Raw genomic sequence first — 17,858 nt, forward strand, 5'->3', positions numbered from 1 at the left:
CCTTGAAGGGAGGGGCGTAAAGTGATGCTGACCGGTTTCGGCAACCATTTCGCCACCGAGGCGGTGCCCGGGGCGCTGCCGGTCGGGCGCAACTCGCCGCAGCAGGTCCCGTTCGGGCTCTATGCCGAGCAGCTGTCCGGCAGCGCCTTCACCGCACCCCGCGCCGAGAATCGGCGCAGCTGGCTCTACCGGATGCGGCCGGCGGCGAACCATCCGCCGTTTGTGCCTTATCCGCAGCCGACCCTGCTTCGCCCGGCGCCTTATGACGAGTTGCCGCCCAGTCCCAATCGGTTGCGCTGGGATCCGCTGCCGTTGCCCGAATCGCCGACCGACTTCGTCGACGGGCTGGTGAGCTTCGCCGGCAATGCCGGGATCGGCGTCCATCTCTATGCGATCAACCGGCCGATGACCGGTCGCGTCTTCACCAATGCCGATGGCGAGATGCTGATCGTGCCGCAGCAGGGGGGGCTGCACATCGTCACCGAGATGGGGGTGATCGCGGTCGCGCCGCTGCAGATCGTCTTGATGCCGCGCGGGGTGCGGTTCCGGATCGATCCGGTCGGGGGCACCGCGCGCGGCTATGTCTGCGAGAATCACGGCGCACCGTTCCGCCTGCCCGATCTCGGGCCGATCGGATCGAACGGCCTCGCCAATCCCCGCGATTTCGAGAGCCCGGTCGCGTGGTACGAGGATCGCGACGTGCCGACCGAACTGGTCCAGAAGTTCAGCGGGCGGCTGTGGGCGACGATGCTCGACCATTCGCCGTTCGACGTCGTCGCCTGGCACGGCAATATTGCGCCATGCCGCTACGACCTGACCCGCTTCAACACGATCAACACGGTCAGCTTCGATCATCCCGATCCGTCGATCTTCACCGTGCTGACCTCGCCCAGCGACACCCCCGGCACCGCCAACTGCGATTTCGTGATCTTCCCGCCGCGCTGGATGGTCGCCGAGGGCACCTTTCGACCGCCCTGGTTCCATCGCAACGTGATGAGCGAATATATGGGGCTGATCACCGGCGCCTATGACGCCAAGGCCGGCGGTTTCGCGCCCGGCGGCGGATCGCTGCACAACCGGATGGCGGGGCACGGCCCCGATCGGGCGAGCTACGAGGCGGCGGTCGCCGCGGATCTGAAGCCGCACAGGATCGAGAACACGATGGCGTTCATGTTCGAAAGCCGCGACATATTTGCGCCGACCCGCTTCGCGACCGAAACCCCGCTCGCCCAGCTCGATTATGACGATTGCTGGTCGGGCTTCGCCAAGGCAAGGCTGCCCGCATGACCCACGACATCGACGAGACCCATGATCCCGCGCGCACCAGCTGGGTCGAGAGCGCGAACGGCCATGCCGCCTTTCCGATCCAGAACCTGCCGTTCGGCGTCGTCCGTCCGGGCGGCGGAGCGCCCCGGATCGGCGTGGCGATCGGCGACGCGGTGCTCGATCTCAAGGGCCTGCTGCACGATAAGATCCTGCCGGCCGATTTCCACGAGGCGCTGAGCGAAACCACGCTGAACCGGCTGTTCGCGCTTGCCCCCGAGCGGCGGCTGGTGCTGCGCCACTGCCTGTCGGAACTGCTCGGCAATGCGCGGCATCGCGACCGGATCTCCTATCTCGTCTATGACGCCGCCGACTGCGCGATGCAGCTGCCGGCGGCGATCGGCGACTACACCGATTTCTACGTCGGCATTCATCACGCCAACAATATCGGCCGCCAATTCCGGCCCGACAGCCCGTTGCTGCCCAACTATAAATATGTGCCGATCGGTTATCATGGCCGGGCGTCGTCGGTGCGGCCGTCGGGCACCCCGGTCATCCGTCCGAACGGGCAGCGCAAGACGCCCGACGCGCCGGCGCCGAGCTTCGGCCCCGCGCGGCGGCTCGATTATGAGCTCGAACTCGGGATCTGGGTCGGGCAGGGCAATGAGCTGGGCACGCCGATTCCGATCGGCGAGGCGGGCGGGCATGTCGCGGGCTATTGCCTGCTCAACGACTGGTCGGCCCGCGATCTCCAAGCCTGGGAATATCAGCCGCTCGGGCCGTTCCTCGCCAAGAATTTCCTGACCACGGTCTCGCCCTGGGTGGTGACCGCCGAGGCGATGGCGCCGTTCGGGCTTCCCCAGCCGCCGCGACCCGAAGGCGATCCCCGGCCGCTCGATTATCTGTGGGACGATGCCGACCAGCGCGCCGGCGCGCTCGCCATCGACCTCGAAGTGTCCATCGCCACCGCGCGGATGCGCGAAGCGGGCCTAGCGCCGCACCGGCTGAGCCGCGGACCGGCCTCGAACATGTATTGGACCGTGGCGCAGATCCTCACCCACCATGCCTCGAACGGCTGCAACCTGCAGCCGGGCGACCTGATCGGTACCGGCACCATCTCGGCGCCCGACGAGACCGGCTATGGCAGTCTGATGGAGTTGTCGGTCGGCGGCAGCCGGCCGGTGGCGCTGCCGAACGGCGAGACGCGAACCTTCCTCGAGGATGGCGACGAGTTGACTCTGTCGGGGACCGCGCGCGCCGACGGCTATGCGCCGATCGGTTTCGGATCGTGCAGCGGGATCGTCATGCCGGCGCGTTGAGCGCCGCATTTTACGTCGCCGAGTCGATCCGGTCGGTGGCCTGGCGTTCGACGTCGATCAGTTCGGCGATCGTCAGTTCGAGCGCTTCCTTCTGGTGGCGAAGCTCGGCGACGCGCTCGCGCACGCGTTCGCGCAGATGCTTGACCTGGGTCAGATGGAGCGTGTCGACGTCGTAGAGGTCGAGGAACTCCTTGATGTCGCGCAGCGTGAAGCCCAGCCGCTTGCCGCGCAGGATCAGCTGCAGGCGGGCGACCTCGCGCTTGGTGTACACGCGCATCGACCCGGCGCGCTGCGGGTCGAGCAGGCCCTTGTCTTCATAGAAGCGGATCGTCCGGCTGGTGATCCCCAGTTCGGCCGCCACTTTCTGGATATTCTGGAGGCTTTCGCGCTCGCCCTGTGCGTCCCGTCTGGCCATAGTCGTCCCCTGTCGGCCCTCTCGGCGATCGGTCACCGTCTGGCAAGCCCCCGCGTCATGCCGCACCCGCGGATTTCCGGGCTTCTTCCTCGACCAGTTCCTTTTTCGACAGCTTGCCGATCAGTGTCTTGGGCAGGCTTTCGCGAATCTCGATCTGCTTGGGCATCTCGATCTTCGACAGCCGGGTCTTGAGGAATTCGCACAGCGCATCGACCGTCGCGCTCTGGTCGGGCCGCAGCACCACGAACGCCTTGGGCGCCTGGCCGCGATATTCGTCCTTCACCCCGATCACGACCGCCTCGAGCACCGCCGGATGATCGTAGAGCGCTTCCTCGATCACCCGCGGATAGACGTTGTAACCGCCCGCGATGATCACGTCCTTGATGCGATCGACCAGGAAGAGATAGCCGTCCTCGTCGAGATAGCCGACGTCGCCGGTGCGCAACGCGCCATCGACGAAGGTCTTCTCGGTGTCGGCGGGGCGGTTCCAATAGCCCTTCATCACCTGCGGGCCGCGCGCGCAGACCTCGCCGCGCTCGCCCTGCGGCATCAACACATGCGGGTCTTCGAGGCTGCGGATCTCGATCACCGTGCCCGGGAAGGCGGGGCCGGCGCTATTGTCCTTCACCGCGCCATAAACGGGGTTGCAGGTGATGATCGGTGAGCTTTCGGAGAGGCCATAGCCCTCGACGACGCGGCAGCCGGTGAGTTTCTCGAACTCGTTGCGGACGTCGAACGGCAGCGGCGCGCCGCCCGAGACGCAGAATTCGAGATCGTCGAAATGGAGTTCGCGCTGCTGCGCGGCCTTGATGATCGCGGTCAGCATCGTCGGCACCGCGAGCAGCTTGGTCGGCCGGGTGCGCTTCGCGGCTTTCAGGAACTGGTCGATCTCGAAGCGCGGCAGCAGCACCATCTCGGCGGCGGTGTCGATGCTGAAATTGAGCACCGTCGTCAGCGCGAACACGTGGAACATCGGCAGCACACCGAGGATTCGATCCTGCCGCAACGGCTCGCCGCCGATATGCAGCACCATCTGGCGGCAATTGGCGGTGAGATTGGCGTGGGTCAGCATCGCTCCCTTGGGGACGCCGGTGGTGCCGCCGGTATATTGGAGCACCGCGACATCGTCGGGCGAGATCGCCACCGGCTTCGCGCCGCCATGATTGGCGATGATCGTCCGGAACGAGACATGGCGCCCGTCATGCGGGACCAGGGCATGGTCGGCGCGCTTGAACAGCGCGAAGCCGATCGACTGGAGTCGCGGCAATATGTCGGTCATCGGGCAGACGATGATCGTCTTGAGGCCGGCTTCGTCGGCGACCGCGGCGACCTTCGAATGGATCATCTTCAGGTCGGGGACCGCCATGAAGGTCGTGCCCGAATCCTTGATCTGATGCCGGAGCTCATGCTCGACATAGAGCGGATTGAAATTGACGATCGTCGCCCCGCATTTGAGCGCGGCGAAATAGAGGATCACGAAATAGGGGGTGTTGGGTAGGCAAAGGCCGAAGCGGGTGTCGGGTCCGACGCCGAGATCCTGCAGCCCCTTGGCGGCGCGGGCGACGAGGTCGCCGAGCTGGGCATAGCTGGTGCGGCGGCCGAGAAAATCGATCGCGACCCGCTCGGGATGTTGCGCAACCGCCTTGTCGATCAGTTCGGGGAGCAGCCGCGGGGGGATGTCGACGGGAGCATGGCCGGCCGCTCCGCCTGGGGTGGTGGGAGTCGCTGTCACGGTATCGCCGGCCATTTTGCTTCGGTCTCCGGTAATCTGTCTTGTTCCCGCCGGGCGATTCCGCCCGGCGGGAAGAGAGGGCTCAGAACGAGGCGCGGGCGCCGAGGCTGAGCACGATCGCGCTGGCCTTGACCCGGCCGTCGACCAGGATCGGGGTCTGCACCGCCGTGCCCGCATAGGCCGCGGTGACCCGGTCGATGCTCGCCTTCTGGAAGCGGACATAGTTGGTCGCCGCATCGAGGGTGATCGCGTTCGAGATCTTGTACGAGGTGCCCAGCGCGAAGTTCACGCGGTTCGAATCGGGAACGCGGGCATCGCGTTCGCCGTCGCGGGTCGGGGTCTGGTCCCACTGCACGCCGCCGCGCAGCGTCCAGGCCGGGGTCATGTCATAATCCCAGCCGCCGCCGATCGCCCAGGTGCTGCGATAGTCCTCGGGGATCGCGGTGTTGAGCGGCGCGCCGAGCCGGATCGCGTCGAACTTGTTCCAGCCCGCGCGGGTGACCTGGCCGTTGAGGGTCAGATTCTCGACGACCTTCACGCGCGCGGATCCGGTGATCTGCCACGGGGTGCGGAAGGTTGCCTTGGCGGGAATATTGGCGTTCTGGCCGGCGAGCGGGCCGAGCAGGCCGGCGATGGTGACGTCGCCGTCGAGCTTGTGCTTGACCGACGATTTGTAGGCCAGGCCGAGGTCGATCTTGTCGGTCGGGTGGAGCTGGACACCGATCGAATAGCCGACGTCCCAGCCCTTGCCTTTGAGCGTCTGCGAACCATCGGGCAGCGACGCCAGGACGTTGGGCAGCGCGTTCGACAGGGTCGCGTCGCTATGCTCGACGTTCAGGCCGATGCCGATGCCGATCATCGGCGTCGGGGCGAAGGCGATCGTCGGCTGGATGTCGATCGTGGTCAGCTTGGTCTTGTCGGCGGTGTAGCGCGCCCAGCTGGTCGCGGGATAATCGGTCTTGAAGCTGAACGGCGAGGTCACCGCGACGCCGACTGCCCACTGGTCGTTGAGGCGGTAGGCGACGCCCATCGACGGCAGCACGCCCTTCTTGATCGGATCGTTCGACACCTGGTCGCCGCCGACCGCGACCGGGGTCGCGTTGGTCGGACGCTTGATCAGCGTGTTGTTGTTGCTGACCTTGGTATTGGGCAGGATCGCCGAGGCACCGATATAGGCGCTGCTCTTCGCGTTGCCGGCGATCGCGGCCGGGTTCCACCACAGCGACTCGGCGCCCTGGTCGGCGGCTTCGCCCGAGAAGGCGCGGCCCGCGGCCTTGGTCGACTGCTCCTGCAGGTAGAAGGCCGACGCGTTGGCCGCGCCGCTCCACGCCGTCAGCGCGGCGCCGCACACCGTGGCCCACAGCGCGGTGCGGCCGATCTTGCTCGTCATCATATAGGGGTTCCTCATCTCTTTTCTGGTTCTGTCAGCGCACGCGGCGCCAGATCTGGTTCTTGCAGAGCGGCACGAAGATGCAGCCGCGCAGCTTTAGCGTGTTGGCATCGACCATCGTGATGCGGGCATCATAGGTCTTGCCGTCGTCGGCGTTGTAGATGCTGCCGTCGTTCCAGACGCCGTCGGCATATTTGAAGCCGTTGAGCATCTGCAGCCCCTTGAGCTTGCGCCCGCGCAGCGATGCTTCCTTGTTGTTGGCGTCGGTCAAATTGGGATTGGCCGCGATGCCGTCCGACGTCAGCAGCGTGCCGCACAGCGAGGTGCCGCAGCGCGCGATCTCGACGATCCCGTTCTTGGTTTCGGTCTTCCAGCGTCCAACAGCTGCCTCCGGCGGCATTACCGCGGCGGCCATTGCGATGGCGATCAGGGTGACGGCCATTTTTTTCTCCATCCTCTCGCAGCTTTTCCGCGGCTCGGCGGTTGTTGCTGCACTCCGGCGCCGGTTGATCCGACCTCCTGCCGACCTTTCTGCATCAAAATTATCTTGACGTATAGGGCAATCTTTGCACCATTAGGGCAAATTTGTCGGTCGTTGCAAAAAGGCCGCATGTCGGAGAGCCGTTCCATGCAGAATGTCGTTATCGCGGGCTTCGCCCGTTCGCCCTTCCACCTCGCAGGCAAGGGCGCGTTGGCCCGTGTCCGCCCCGACGATCTCGCCGCCCAGGTGATTCGCGGGCTCATCGAAAAGACCAAGGTCAAGGCGGAGGATATCGAGGACATCGTTCTCGGTTGTGCCTTCCCTGAAGCCGAACAGGGCCTCAACGTCGCCAGGCTGATCGGGTTGCTTGCCGATCTGCCGATCAAGATCGGCGGCATGACCGTGAACCGCTTCTGCGGTTCGTCGATGAGCGCGATCCACATCGCTGCCGGCCAGATCGCGATCGGCGCCGGCGAGGTGTTCATCTGCGCCGGGCTCGAGAGCATGAGCCGGGTGCCGATGATGGGCTACAACCCGCTGCCGTCGCCCGAACTCGTCAAGAAGCGCCCTGGCGCCTATATGTCGATGGGCGAGACCGCCGAGAACGTCGCGAGCAAGTTCCAGATCACCCGCGCCGACCAGGAGGCGTTCGCCGCCGGCAGCCAGCACAAGGCCGCAGAGGCGCGCGCCGCGGGCAAGTTCGTCGACGAGATCGTCCCGATCCAGACCAAGAACGGCATCGTCGACCAGGACGGCATCATCCGCCCCGACACCACCGCGGAGATCCTCGCCGGCCTCAAGCCCGCCTTCGACGCCAACGGTACCGTGACCGCCGGCACGTCGTCGCCGCTGACCGACGGCGCCTCGGCGGTGCTGGTCACCAGCGAGGACTATGCCAAGGCGAACGGCCTCGAGATCCTCGCGCGCATCAAGAGCGTCGCGGTATCGGGCTGCGAGCCCGAGATCATGGGAATCGGTCCGGTCTCGGCGTCGCGCAAGGCGCTCGATCGCGCTGGTCTGTCGGCCGGCGACCTCAATGTCGTCGAGCTCAACGAGGCGTTCGCCAGCCAGTCGCTGGCCTGTGCCCGCGAACTCGGACTGAACGCCGAGACGATCAACATCGATGGCGGCGCGATCGCACTCGGCCATCCGCTGGGTGCGACCGGTGCGCGCATCGTCGGCAAGGCGGCCTCGCTGCTCAAGCGCGAGGGCGGCAAATATGCGCTCGCTACCCAGTGCATCGGCGGCGGCCAGGGCATCGCCACCATCCTCGAGGCGATCTGACATGAGCGGCCAGATCAGGAAGGTCTGCGTCATCGGCGCAGGCACGATGGGCGCGGGTATCGCCGCGCAGGTCGCCAACGCCGGGGTGCCGGTGCTGCTGCTCGACATCGTCCCCAAGGACGGCGCGAATCGTAACGCGGTCGCCGAGGGCGCGGTAGCGCGCATGCTCAAGACCGATCCCGCGCCGTTCATGTCGAAGGCCGCGGCGAAGCTGGTCGAGACCGGCAATATCGACGATCATCTCGCCAAGGTCGCCGAATGCGACTGGATCGTCGAGGCGATCGTCGAGCGGCTCGACATCAAGCAGTCGCTCTATGCCAAGCTCGAAGAGGTCCGCACGCCGGGCACCGCGGTGTCGTCGAACACCTCGACCATCCCGCTGGCCAGGCTGATCGAGGGGCGTTCGGACGCCTTCGCGCAGGACTTCCTGATCACCCATTTCTTCAATCCGCCGCGCTATATGCGGCTGATGGAACTGGTGGTCGGCGAGAAGACCGACGCCGCGACCGCGGCTAAGGTCGATGCCTTCTGCGACCGCGCGCTCGGCAAGAGCGTGATCCACGCCAAGGATTCGCCGGGCTTCATCGCCAACCGCATCGGCACCTACTGGCTGCAGGTCGCGGTCAACGCCGCGATCGACCTGGGCCTCACCGTCGAGGAAGCCGACGCGATCGCCGGCCGGCCGATGGGCGTGCCCAATACCGGCATTTTCGGGTTGATCGACTTGGTCGGCATCGACCTGATGCCGATGCTCCAGCACAGCATGGTCAACAGCCTGGCCGCTGGCGACGCCTTCCACGCCTCGGTACGGCCGTCGCCCTTGATCGACAAGATGATCGCCACCGGCTTCACCGGCCGCAAGGGCAAGGGCGGATTCTATCGCCTGGTCAAGGACGGCGCCCAGCGCCGCAAGGAGGCGATCGATCTGGCGACCGGCGACTATCGCCCCGCCATCAAGGCCGATGCGCCGAAGGTCGAACTCGCCAAGCTGATCGCGATCCCGGGCAAGACCGGCGATTTCGCCTGGGCGGTGCTCGGCCAGACGCTTTCCTACGCCGCCGGCCTGGTACCCCAGGCGACCGATGATATCGTCGCGATCGATGACGCGATGAAGCTCGGCTATAACTGGCAATATGGTCCGTTCGAACTGATCGACCGGATCGGTGCGGCGGCGTTCGCCAAGCGGCTCGCGGCCGAAGGGCGGCCGGTGCCGAAGCTGGTCGAGATTGCGGGCGACCGCAGCTTCTACCGGATCGAAAATGGCAAGCGCCAGGCGCTCGGCCTCGACGGCGACTATCATGACGTCGTCCGCGCCGACGGCATCGTCCTGCTCGAGGACATCAAGCGCACCGCCAAGCCGATCCTGAAAAATGGTTCGGCGGCGCTGTGGGACATTGGTGACGGGGTTGCCTGTTTCGAGTTCACCTCGAAGATGAACGCGCTCGACGGCGATACGCTCGGCCTCCTCGGCAAGGCGGTCGGCCATGTCGCCCAGTCGATGAAGGCGCTGGTGATCTACACCGATGCGGCCAATTTCTCGGCCGGCGCCAATCTCGGCCTCGCCCTGTTCGCGCTCAACATCGCCGCCTATGGCGAGATCGAGAAGCTCGTCGCCGGTGGCCAGCAGGCCTATAAGGCGATCAAATATGCGCCTTTCCCGGTGGTCGGCGCTCCCGCCGGGCTCGCGCTCGGCGGCGGCTGCGAGATCCTTCTCCATTGCGATGCGATCCAGGCGCATGCCGAGGCCTATATCGGGCTGGTCGAATGCGGCGTCGGCCTCGTCCCCGGCTGGGGCGGGTGCGGCGAGATGATCGACCGCTGGGCGAAGTCGGGCCTGCTCCCCAAGGGGCCGATGCCGGCGGTCGCCAAGGTGTTCGAGACGGTGAGCGTCGCCACCGTGTCCAAGTCCGCGGCGCAGGCGAAGGAGCATATGTTCCTGCGCGCCGGCGACGCGATCACGATGAACCGCGACCGCCTGCTCGCCGATGCCAAGGCCAAGGCGCTCAGCCTCGTCGACGGCTATGCCCCGCCCGAGCCGCCGACCTTCCGGCTGCCCGGCGCGAGCGGCCGCACCGGCATGAGCATCGCTGCGCAGGGCTTCCACCGGCTCGGCGTCGCCACCGACTATGATCTGGTGGTGTCCGACACGCTGGCGAAGGTGTTGTCGGGCGGCGATGCCGATCTGGTCGACACCGTTTCCGAGCAGGACATGCTCGCGCTCGAACGCGAAGCCTTCATGGCGCGCGTTCGCGATCCCCGTACCGTTGCCCGGGTCGAGTCGATGCTCGAAACCGGCAAGCCGCTGAGGAACTGATCCGATGCAGACCTATGATGCTCCGCTGCGCGACATGCGCTTCGTCCTCCACGAACTCCACAACGACGATGGATTCGGCGGTCTTGCCGCGCATGAGGAGTTCACGCCCGACCTGCTCGACGCGGTGCTCGAGGAAGCCGGCAAGCTCGCCCGCGACGTGTTGCTGCCGATCAACGCCAGCGGCGATCTCGAGGGCTGCCTGTGGGAAAATGGCGTGGTTCGAACCCCCGCCGGCTTCAAGGCGGCCTATGACCAGTTCGCGCAGGGCGGCTGGTGCTCGCTTGCCAGCGATCCCGAATGGGGCGGGCAGGGGTTGCCGGAGACGGTCAACAAGCTGGTCGAGGAGATGATCTGCGCGGCGAACGTGTCGTTCAGCCTCTATCCGGGCCTCACCCACGGCGCCACCGCGGCGCTCGAAAGCCATGGCAGCGCCGATCTCAAGGCGCGCTACATGCCGAAGATGGTGTCGGGCGAATGGTCGGGATCGATGTGCCTGACCGAGCCGCATTGCGGCACCGACCTGGGGCTGTTGCGCACCAAGGCCGAACCCCAGCCCGACGGCAGCTACAAGATCACCGGCAACAAGATCTTCATTTCGGCCGGCGACCATGACCTGACCGCCAATGTCGTCCACCTGGTGCTGGCGCGGATCGCCGGCGGCCCCTCCGGGGTCCGCGGGATCAGCCTGTTCCTGGTGCCAAAATATCTGCCGAAGGAAGACGGCTCGGTCGGGCCCTCGAACGGGGTCAGCTGCACCGGCATCGAGCACAAGATGGGGCTCAAGGGCTCGGCGACCTGCCAGATGAGCTTCGACGAAGCGACCGGCTGGATCGTCGGCGAGCCCAACAAGGGCCTCGCCGCGATGTTCACGATGATGAACACCGAGCGCGTCTCGGTCGGCGTGCAGGGCCTGGGCCTGGGCGTCGCCTCCTATCAGGGCGCGGTCGCCTACGCCAAGGACCGCATCCAGGGCCGTTCGCTGAGCGGGGTCAAGCGCCCCGATCTCGCCGCCGATCCGATCATCGTCCATCCCGACGTGCGTCGCATGCTGATGACGATGCGCGCCTACACCGAGGGCTGCCGTGCGCTCGGCCTGTGGGTGGCGCGTGCGCTCGATGCCGAGAAGCATTCGCCCGAGCCAGAGGTGCGCCAGCGCGCGTCGGACTTCATCGCGCTGATGACCCCGGTGGTGAAGGCGCTGTTCACCGATCTCGGCCATGACGCGGCCCAGCTCGGCATCCAGACCTATGGCGGCCATGGCTACATCCGCGAGCATGGCATGGAGCAATATGCCCGCGATGCCCGGATCGCGATGATCTACGAGGGCACCAACGGCATTCAGGGGCTCGACCTGGTCGGGCGCAAGCTCGGCGCGCATGCCGGCCGCTATCTGCGCAGCTTCTTCCATCCGGTCGCCAGCTTCGTCGAAGCTCACAAGGCGGTGCCGGGGATGGAGGATCTGGTCGGCGGGCTCGAAAAGGCGTTCGGCGCACTCCAGCTCGCTACTGCGACGATCGCCCAGAAGGGCCTGTCCGATCCCGAGGAAGCGGCGGCTGCCGGCACCGACTATCTCCGGATGCTCGGGCTGGTCGGGATCGCCTATGTCTTCGCCAAGTCGGCGAAGATCGCCGGGGTGAAGGTGGCGACAGGCGAAGACGGCGACGGCTTCTATGCCGCCAAGCTGACCACGGTCCGCTTCTTCTACGAGCGCATCCTGCCGCAGGTCGGCGGGCATCTGATGGCGATCAAGGCCGGCAAGAGCTCGATGATGGCGCTGGACGCAGACGCGTTCTGATCGATGACCTGGGACGAAGCCGATCGCCTCGTCCCAGGTCAATCACTTGAGCTGGGGAAACGCCGCCTGCTGCGACAGGCCGGCCATCGCCGGTGAGACTTCGACCAGACGGGTGATCGCGCCGGCGACCAGCAATTCGATCCCTTCGTCGCTCGCGAAGCCGCCATAGATCAGGCAGCGCGACTGGAGGACGCGGCAGAAGGCGTCCCAGATCTCGGGATCGGGCCTGGTCGGATTGGCCCAGAATTCGTCGAGCGGCCCGTCGAAGGTGATCGGCGGGACATTGTAGACGGCATGGCCGAGCGCGATCGTCGGGACCCCGAAAGTCAGCGCGAGCGTGCCGGTGGTGCTGTTGATCGTCACGACCCCCGCCGAGCCGTTGATGATGTCGTTGATGTCGCCGCCCTTGGCGAACAGCACCCGATCCTCGACCCCGAGCCGCGAGGCTTCGCGCCGGATCAGGCGTCCCCAGCTGAACAGGCCGTTGTCGAGCGGATGTTCCTTGATCAGCAGCAACGTGTCGGCAGGCGCCGACCGCGCGAAGCTTTCGATCACATAGCTGGCGCCGGCCTCCATCGACCCGAACGGCGAATGGACGCGGATCTGGTGATCCGAGGTGAGCTGGAGCGGAAAGGCGAAATAGCGCCGCCCTTCGAGCCGCGCGAGCGCGGCCTCGGCCTGGCCGCGGTGGATGCGGCGCAGCGCGAATTGCTTGACCCAGCCGAGCGCCTCCGCGACCGACGAGCGATCGCGATGCGAACGATAATGCGGGAAGCGGATGCGACCGAGATAGGTTCGCGCATAATAGACGGTCGCCTCGCGCGCGCGACGGCGGAAGGTTGCCGGCACCGGGGGCAACGACTGCAGCGGCGGCAGGTCGCGCGCGGCCTCGACATACCAGTGCGGATCGCGCGGCAGGGTCGAATGGCCGTTGACGCCGTCGAGTTCGAGCGTCGCCCAGTCGGGACGGATATAGCCCTCCTCGAACACATGGACGCGGATGCCGCGCAGCTTCGCCATGCCCTTGGCCGCGACGTGCGGGGCACGGCAATCGCCGAACAGGATCATGTCGGTGATGCCCTGATCGACGAGGAAGCTGTCGATATAGCTGGGCCAGCGTTCGGCGGTCCCGGCATAATCGATCGCCTCGCCCGGCCAGGATGCGCGGTCGCCGCCGTTCAGGTTGATCCGGTGGACGCGGTGTCCCAGCGCGCGCAGCGACTGACCCAGCGTGAAGAAGAAGGGGCCCGGCGGTCCCTGCAGGAACAGGAAGCGCTGTCGCGGGCCGATCCCGGGTTTCATGCGCGTGTTCCCTGTCCCGAAAGGGCACGACGCAGCCTGCCCTGGAGGCGGCGCAGACGGGTCAGCATGGTCGCGCGTGGCGCGGGTTCAGCCATCAGCCGTTCCACGAGCAGCTCGGGCGTACACGGCAACTTGGTGACCGGGTCGAGATATCGTGGATATTCTATCAATGTCGCAGCTACCAATTCGGTGATTGTTACGGTGCGACCCCTTCTGCGTTCAATGCTTGGGGCAAGGTCGCGCGTCAACCCCCATCCGGCGAAGAAGGGCTGGCCATGGGTGACAACCTCGCAGTTGCGCATAAGTGCCTCGAACCCGGTGAGCGACGTCAAAATATGTACCCGCGCAACGATATCGAGCAGCGACGCCATTGGCACGTCGCGCACGATCAGGTCGGCGTGCCGGAGCACCTCTCCGTCGTCAACCTTGCCCTTGCGGTGGCCGGCATCGACGTCGGGGTGCGGCTTGAAGATCAGAAAAGCGTCGGGTTCCTCGGCGCGTGCCCGCCGGATCAGGTCGAGATTGCTGCTGATGCCGGCCCCGCCCAACCGCACCGAAAGATCATCGACGACCTGGCCGGCGACCAGCACCAGCGGCCTGGTCGTCGTGGGCGCTGCGAACGGGGCGCGGCTGGTAGCATATTTGCTGATCCCGCCGTCGACGATCATGTGCCGCAGCCGTTCAGCGCGGGCGAGCAGGTGCGGATCGTCGATTCCGGCGGCGATCAGCTTCTCGAGATCGCTTGGCTGGCGCGGATCGAAATGGAGGCCGCTGCGATCGACGATGATCGAGTGCGGCGGATAGAGATCGCTGCCGAGCCCCGCCGAGCGCATGAAGCCGTCCTCGACCGGAATGACCTGAACCCCCTGTGCGGCGGCCAGCGCGTCGAGGCCGCGCGGGGCGCGGGTCGGCCAGACCGCGATCGCGCCGCCAAGGTCGGTCGCGGTCCGCACCGCACCCGCGGCGCTGCGCTCGAAACGGAAGCGATGATCGCCGGGCCACAGCATCGCCTCGACCTCGCGCTGCTTCCAGCGCTTGATCCCGGTGGCGACCGCCAGCCCCTGGTTGCGGTCGATCATCCGTCGCCACGCGCCGAGCTGCGCGATCGCGCCCTCGACCTGGAGCGATTTCCCCGAAAAAGGGTCGCGATAGTCGATGTCGTCGATCAGCAGGCCGGTGACCGCACGCTCGATCGCGTGCGGGGCGCCGTCCCGGGCATAGTCGGCGAACAGGCCGGCGCTGGTCCACGCGACATCGCCTCCGCGCAGCCAGGCGACGAAGCCGCATTCGTCATCGCCGCCGGCCTCGATCGGGGGGGCAGGGAGGCGCGGACGCCAGGGGTCGACGGCATGATCCCAGAACGCGCCACCGACTTTTTCCGCGACTAGCGCGGCGATCACGTCGCCGGCACGTACCAGTTCGGCGGGCGACAGCACGGTGCGATGGACGAGCCCGGCCCGGCGCGAACCGATCGCCGCGATCACGGGGTCGGTTCCCGGAAAAGGCGGTGAACGCAGAAAGGGAGCCGTCGAGCGGATCCCGATAGGCGAGGATCGGTCCTCGTCAGAGCTGCTGCGCGTCGCCATAAACAAGCCCGGGAACGATGGAGCCGAACTGTGGCTCCATCAAGGCGTCGCCGCCGATCAGTCGAACAGGCTCGAAACCGAGCTTTCGTCGGCGATGCGCTTGACCGCCTCGCCGAGCAGCGGCGCGATCGTCAGCACCCGGATCTTCTTGGCATCGGCGACCGCGGCCGGCGCGCCGATCGAATCGGTGATCACCAGTTCGGTCAGCGCCGAACGTTCGACCCGGGCGACCGCACCGCCCGACAGCACGCCATGGCTGATATAGGCGACGACCCCTTCGGCGCCGGCCTGGAACAGCGCTTCGGCGGCGTTGCACAACGTGCCCGCCGAATCGACGATATCGTCGACCAGGATGCAGAAGCGGCCGGCGACGTCGCCGATGATGTTCATCACCTCGGATTCACCGGGGCGCTCGCGGCGCTTGTCGACGATCGCCAGCGGCGCATTGTCGAGCCGCTTGGAAAGCGCGCGGGCGCGCACCACACCGCCGACGTCGGGCGACACCACCATCAGGTTGCGTCCCGAAAAGCGCGCCTGGATGTCGGCCGACATCACCGGGGCCGCATAGAGATTGTCGGTCGGGATGTCGAAGAAACCCTGGATCTGACCGGCATGGAGATCGACCGACAATACGCGGTTGGCACCGGCGGTCTCGAGCAGGTTGGCGACCAGCTTGGCCGAGATCGGCGTGCGCGGGCCGGGTTTGCGGTCCTGGCGGGCATAGCCGAAATAGGGGATCACCGCGGTGATCCGCTTGGCCGACGCGCGCTTGAGCGCATCGATGCAGATCAGCAATTCCATTAGATTGTCGTTGGCCGGATAGCCGGTCGACTGGATCACGAAGCAATCTTCGCCGCGCACATTCTCGTGAATCTCGACGAAGACCTCTTCGTCGGCGAAACGACGCACGCTCATGTCGGTGAGCGGCTGTTCGAGATAGGCGGCAATCGCCTGGGCGAGCGGCAGGTTGGAATTGCCGGTGAGGAGCTTCATGGACCTATTTTCCCTGTGCGCGGCGCTTGGGCTTCGGCGGCGCTCTTAGTCGCAAGGGCCGCCGGGGGGAAGGGGTGGCTTGCGCGGGCGGATACGCTTATGCGGGCGGAGATGATCGTCACCCGTTTTGCACCGTCTCCGACCGGCCGTCTCCATGTCGGCAATATCCGCGCCGCGCTTCACAACTGGATGTGGGCGCGCAAGCAGGGCGGGCGCTTTCTGCTCCGGCTCGACGACACCGATGTCGAGCGCTCCACCGCCGAATATGCCGACGCGATCCGCGCCGATCTCGGCTGGCTGGGGCTCGTGCCCGATGCCGAGACGCGCCAGTCGGACCGCTTCGCGCTCTACCAGGCGCGGTTCGACGAACTGCACGCGGCGGGCCGGGTCTATCCCTGCTACGAGACCGCGCAGGAACTCGAACTCAAGCGCAAGATCCTCGCCGGGCGCGGCCTGCCGCCGATCTACGATCGTGCCGCGCTGGCGTTGGGCGACGCCGATCGCGCCGCGTTCGAGGCCGAGGGGCGCAGCCCGCACTGGCGGTTCAAGCTCGACCATGCTGCGCCGATCGCCTGGGACGACCTGATCCGCGGTCCGCAGCACCTCGACCCGCGTCTATTGTCCGATCCGGTGATCCGTCGTGCCGATGGCAGCTGGCTCTACATGCTGCCGAGCGCGATCGACGATATCGACATGGGGGTGACCCATGTCGTGCGCGGCGAGGACCATGTCACCAACACCGGGCTGCAGTTGCAGATGTTCGCGGCATTCGGCGCCGAGCCGCCGGTCTTCGCGCATGAGGCACTGCTGACCGGCGCCGAGGGCAAGCTGTCGAAGCGGCTGGGATCGCTCGGCTGCGACGCCTTTCGCGAGGAAGGGATCGAACCGCTGGCGATCGCCGCGCTGCTGGCGCGGATCGGCACCAGCCTGCCGGTCGAGCCGGTCACCGACCCCGCGCCGCTGATCGCGAGTCTCGATTTCGCGCGCTTCGGTCGTGCGCCGGCGCGCTTCGATCCCGAGGAACTCAAGAGCCTCAACGCACGGATCATCCACCAGCTAGACTATGGCGCGGTGGCCGGCCGCCTGCCGGCGGCAATGGACGAGGCCGCCTGGAAGGCGATCCGCCCCAATCTGTCGACGGTGGCCGAAGCCGCCGTCTGGTGGGCGGTGGTCGAAGGTCCGATCGTGGCGAGCGTGGCGGCGGAGAACCGCGATTTCCTCGACCGGGCGGCGGAAATCGCCGACACGGTCGATTGGTCCGACGGCCCCTGGAAGGCGCTGACCGCCGCACTGGGCAGTGCGACCGGCCGCAAGGGCAAGGCACTGTTCCTGCCGTTGCGCCGCGCACTCACCGGGCTCGATCATGGGCCCGACATGAACGCGCTGCTGCCGTTGATCGGCAGGGCGCGGGCGCTGGAGCGGCTGCGGGCCTGAGCGGACGCTTCGCGGCATCCCGTTCGCTGCCCGTCGATCAGTAGCCGGCCTTGGGGGCGACCAGGCCGACGAGCAGATAGAGCAGGATCGTCGATCCGACCCCACACAGGGTCAGCAGCACCAGGCCGACCCGGATCAGCATCAGGTCGATGCCGCTATAGTCGGCGAGTCCGGCGCAGACGCCCATGAACTTGCCGTCGGTCTTGTTGAGGCGGAATGCGTTGGTCATGGCAATTTCCTTTGTGAAACAGGGTGGGTTCAGAGCATCGCCAGCCCGCAGGCCGAAACCGGCGCGGCATTGGCGGGGCTGAGCGCGGCGGAGAGGCAGGCGACGCTCAGCAGCATCGCGGCGCCGGCGGCGAGCAGAAACCTCTTGGTGTCGCTCATCGTGAAATCGGTCATCGTCTTGCTCCCTCGTCGATCTGGTCCGCTGTGCGGTTGATGCTCCCAACATTGCAGGAGCCGTGCCAATTCGACGAAAGGCTGATTTTTCTCGATATTACGCGTGTCGCGCGGCGATTATCGAAAAAAAATCGCGAAAATTTGGGAT

The 17,858-nt window shown here is 66.5% G+C and carries 15 protein-coding genes; 6 read left to right on the plus strand and 9 right to left on the minus strand.

Annotation, left to right across the window (positions count from 1 at the left end; genetic code table 11):
- Positions 1–24: 24 nt before the first annotated feature.
- Positions 25–1,287, plus strand: a complete 1,263-nt coding sequence (gene hmgA, locus AC1RM6_RS17180; protein ID WP_493103349.1) for a homogentisate 1,2-dioxygenase — start codon at positions 25–27, stop codon at positions 1,285–1,287.
- Entirely contained in the window at positions 1,284–2,582 is a 1,299-nt protein-coding gene (gene fahA, locus AC1RM6_RS17185) for a fumarylacetoacetase (RefSeq protein ID WP_493103351.1), read from the plus strand. Before hmgA ends, fahA begins: the two co-directional genes overlap by 4 nt.
- Before the next feature lie 10 nt (positions 2,583–2,592).
- Here fahA and AC1RM6_RS17190 read toward each other — a convergent pair whose 3' ends face one another.
- The 4 genes from AC1RM6_RS17190 to AC1RM6_RS17205 form a co-directional block, all read right to left on the minus strand.
- Positions 2,593–2,997, minus strand: coding sequence for a MerR family transcriptional regulator (locus tag AC1RM6_RS17190; RefSeq protein WP_493103353.1), 405 nt, complete (start codon positions 2,995–2,997; stop codon positions 2,593–2,595).
- 55 nt (positions 2,998–3,052) lie between these two features.
- A complete protein-coding gene (locus AC1RM6_RS17195; protein WP_493103355.1) occupies positions 3,053–4,744 on the minus strand; it encodes a long-chain-fatty-acid--CoA ligase in 1,692 nt (563 codons plus the stop codon).
- Positions 4,745–4,811: 67 nt separating this feature from the next.
- Complete coding sequence (locus tag AC1RM6_RS17200) at positions 4,812–6,122, minus strand: OmpP1/FadL family transporter (protein WP_493103357.1); 1,311 nt, start codon at positions 6,120–6,122, stop codon at positions 4,812–4,814.
- Between the two features lie 31 nt (positions 6,123–6,153).
- Positions 6,154–6,561: a DUF2147 domain-containing protein gene (locus AC1RM6_RS17205; RefSeq protein ID WP_493103359.1), complete on the minus strand. Its 408-nt coding sequence runs from the start codon at positions 6,559–6,561 to the stop codon at positions 6,154–6,156.
- Between the two features lie 186 nt (positions 6,562–6,747).
- Here AC1RM6_RS17205 and AC1RM6_RS17210 point away from each other — a divergent pair, with 186 nt between their 5' ends.
- Genes AC1RM6_RS17210 through AC1RM6_RS17220 form a run of 3 tightly spaced genes read left to right on the plus strand, consistent with a single transcriptional unit; the run spans position 6,748 to position 11,993 of the window.
- Positions 6,748–7,884 (plus strand): thiolase family protein, encoded by a 1,137-nt coding sequence (locus AC1RM6_RS17210; protein ID WP_493103361.1) that lies wholly within the window; start codon positions 6,748–6,750, stop codon positions 7,882–7,884.
- Position 7,885: 1 nt separating this feature from the next.
- A complete protein-coding gene (locus tag AC1RM6_RS17215) occupies positions 7,886–10,198 on the plus strand; it encodes a 3-hydroxyacyl-CoA dehydrogenase/enoyl-CoA hydratase family protein (protein ID WP_493103363.1) in 2,313 nt (770 codons plus the stop codon).
- A gap of 4 nt (positions 10,199–10,202) precedes the next feature.
- Complete coding sequence (locus tag AC1RM6_RS17220) at positions 10,203–11,993, plus strand: acyl-CoA dehydrogenase C-terminal domain-containing protein (RefSeq protein WP_493103365.1); 1,791 nt, start codon at positions 10,203–10,205, stop codon at positions 11,991–11,993.
- A 42-nt stretch (positions 11,994–12,035) separates the two neighbouring features.
- On the opposite strand, the gene AC1RM6_RS17225 is transcribed toward AC1RM6_RS17220, so the two are convergent.
- The 3 genes from AC1RM6_RS17225 to AC1RM6_RS17235 form a co-directional block, all read right to left on the minus strand.
- Positions 12,036–13,295 carry a capsule polysaccharide biogenesis protein gene (locus AC1RM6_RS17225; RefSeq protein ID WP_493103367.1) on the minus strand — a complete coding sequence of 420 codons (1,260 nt, stop codon included), beginning with the start codon at positions 13,293–13,295 and terminating at the stop codon, positions 12,036–12,038.
- A complete protein-coding gene (locus AC1RM6_RS17230; RefSeq protein ID WP_493103369.1) occupies positions 13,292–14,779 on the minus strand; it encodes a capsular polysaccharide export protein, LipB/KpsS family in 1,488 nt (495 codons plus the stop codon). The genes AC1RM6_RS17225 and AC1RM6_RS17230 overlap by 4 nt, the downstream gene beginning before the upstream one ends.
- 159 nt (positions 14,780–14,938) lie before the next feature.
- Positions 14,939–15,874: a ribose-phosphate pyrophosphokinase gene (locus AC1RM6_RS17235; protein WP_493103371.1), complete on the minus strand. Its 936-nt coding sequence runs from the start codon at positions 15,872–15,874 to the stop codon at positions 14,939–14,941.
- 111 nt (positions 15,875–15,985) lie between these two features.
- On the opposite strand from AC1RM6_RS17235, the gene AC1RM6_RS17240 reads away from it, so the two are divergent.
- On the plus strand, positions 15,986–17,308 hold the full coding sequence (locus tag AC1RM6_RS17240; RefSeq protein ID WP_493103572.1) for a glutamate--tRNA ligase: 1,323 nt from the start codon (positions 15,986–15,988) through the stop codon (positions 17,306–17,308).
- A 37-nt stretch (positions 17,309–17,345) separates the two neighbouring features.
- Here AC1RM6_RS17240 and AC1RM6_RS17245 read toward each other — a convergent pair whose 3' ends face one another.
- Both AC1RM6_RS17245 and AC1RM6_RS17250 read right to left on the minus strand, forming a co-directional pair.
- On the minus strand, positions 17,346–17,537 hold the full coding sequence (locus AC1RM6_RS17245) for a PspC domain-containing protein (protein ID WP_493103372.1): 192 nt from the start codon (positions 17,535–17,537) through the stop codon (positions 17,346–17,348).
- Between the two features lie 29 nt (positions 17,538–17,566).
- Positions 17,567–17,710, minus strand: coding sequence for a hypothetical protein (locus AC1RM6_RS17250; protein WP_493103373.1), 144 nt, complete (start codon positions 17,708–17,710; stop codon positions 17,567–17,569).
- Between the last annotated feature and the right edge of the window lie 148 nt (positions 17,711–17,858).

The organism is Rhizorhabdus sp. GW822-FHT03C02 (assembly GCF_058801765.1).